Below are 1803 nucleotides of genomic sequence, written 5' to 3' on the forward strand. Positions count from 1 at the left end.
TTCAGCATGGACCCGGATCCCCTCATGACTTCCACCACCAAAGCAGTCTGCTGACTGTCTATTGCCGCTCCATGAGTTCCACCGATCTTTGCCCTGAGATCTTCAACGCCAAGCGCCTTGGTCAACGCATCTAACGATGGCCCTCTGTGACTGCACGGCAAATTCGCTGCCTGCGCCCAAGGAATGACTGCTTTCTGACTACAAAACACACCTTGAATTGGCGGCAGTGATAAATCGTATCGGGCAACGTGATCCAGCAGGATCGGCCAGTCAAAACTGGCGTTGTGGATGACGATGAGCTGATCTTTCAGGTAATCGGCAATCCGGTTCCATTGGGAGTTGAAGGAGTCGAAATCGCCGGCCTGTTCGTTGGTAATGCCGTGTATCGACTGTGCTTCTGCTGATATTGGCTTTTGTGGCCGGATTTTAAACTCGACGGATGCTCCGATCTTCCGATACCTCACCACAGTGATGCCAAGTGTCACGATATCCGGCGGGCCGTTTTCATCAGGGAGCCCGCTGGTTTCGGTATCGAGGACGATGTAATCGTCAGGGAGTTGGGTGAAGATCCACAGCAACTCTTTATACATTGCCCTCACCTCCTGCCACTGCCGTTCAGAGATTCAACATTCACAACTGACCCCTGTCCATAGTGGTAACGCAGATAGCGCCAGTGGATGGCATCCGTGAGCGCCTTGGGCCGCATCACTCCGTAGCACTCCCCTTTCGCTCTCACGCTTTGGTAGTGAATGCCCAAGCTATTAGCAGCCCGCAGCGTATCGCCCAGTGTCTGTGCTTCGCCGTAATCGTCGGGATCGTAGATAGCGTTTCCGACCAGGTGCCGTACATCGTGAAGGGTTGTCGGCCCCAGCTGCGCGCGGATAACGCGCATCTCCTGGGTGGTCTTGTCGATTCTGGATTCACGTAGAAATCGTGCCCGATGAAAGGATGATTCGGCGATGGAGACCGTCTCATCCGCGGCGCAATAGTAGATACCGAAATCCCGATTGAAGCGGCCACCACGTCCATCCACCGGCGGGTGAGTGAAGGCCGCCATGATCCAGGAAGCGCCATCGCCATACACTCGGTCTTCCGGTGGCACCAGGCGAATATCACCCACTTCATCCCGTAGCCTGGGGTTGGTGAGGGACTCCACGGCATAGAGCACGTCCCAATCCTGTGGGCTGGAGACGCGCTCGAACAGATGAATCTGAGGATAGCGTGACAGAATGACCCTATAGACAGGTTCATTGACCTCGCTAGCGGGTAGCGTTTCGATATCGATCACCAGCCACTTCGCTCCGCATCAAGGAAATTTCTGACCGCAGCCAGGTCCACCACCTGCCCGGCCAGCAACCGGTCCAGCGGCGCTGTGCCATTGAACAGCGGATTGTCGTTGGGGGTAGCCAGCCACTGGTCGGCCAATGCCTGATCGGGCAGCAAGATTTGCAGAGACTTGTAGATCCCGAGAATGTAGCTGGCCCGTTCCAACAGATCCCGCGTCAGCTTTGCCTTTTCCGGCTGGTTCTTCCAGTTATAGAGAGTCTTCTCGTTGCTGAGCCCCAGCAGAGTCATCTGCTGAGCACCGGTCAGACGCCATTGGCTGAAGATATTGAAAATCGCCGGCAGCAGTGAGCTGGTAACACTAGAACCACGCTGCAGCAGTTGTTCGGCTTGAGCGATCATGCTTACCTCCTTTTTAACCTCTTAACTGTATCGTTACAGTTACCTAATACAAACTAGCAAGCTGTATTGTTACAGTCAACTGTATCAGAGATACTTTTCGGCTCTTATGTAGAAGCC

The 1803-nt window shown here is 54.4% G+C and carries 3 protein-coding genes; all 3 read right to left on the reverse strand.

What is annotated here, in order from left to right:
• A partial coding sequence (locus RM530_RS18280) for a 3'-5' exonuclease (protein ID WP_311366703.1) occupies positions 1-590 on the reverse strand: 590 nt, incomplete at its 3' end.
• 5 nt (positions 591-595) lie between these two features.
• Entirely contained in the window at positions 596-1288 is a 693-nt protein-coding gene (locus RM530_RS18285) for an RES family NAD+ phosphorylase (RefSeq protein WP_311366704.1), read from the reverse strand.
• Complete coding sequence (locus RM530_RS18290) at positions 1285-1686, reverse strand: MbcA/ParS/Xre antitoxin family protein (protein ID WP_311366705.1); 402 nt, start codon at positions 1684-1686, stop codon at positions 1285-1287. The genes RM530_RS18285 and RM530_RS18290 overlap by 4 nt, the downstream gene beginning before the upstream one ends.
• Positions 1687-1803: the final 117 nt, after the last annotated feature.

This window comes from Banduia mediterranea (genome assembly GCF_031846245.1).
Lineage (GTDB): Bacteria > Pseudomonadota > Gammaproteobacteria > Nevskiales > Nevskiaceae > Banduia > Banduia mediterranea.

Bases quoted from the DNA above. Each gene is read 5' to 3' on its own strand.
- RM530_RS18290 (WP_311366705.1), bottom strand. From the start codon at position 1,686: ATGATCGCTCAAGCCGAACAACTGCTGCAGCGTGGTTCTAGTGTTACC.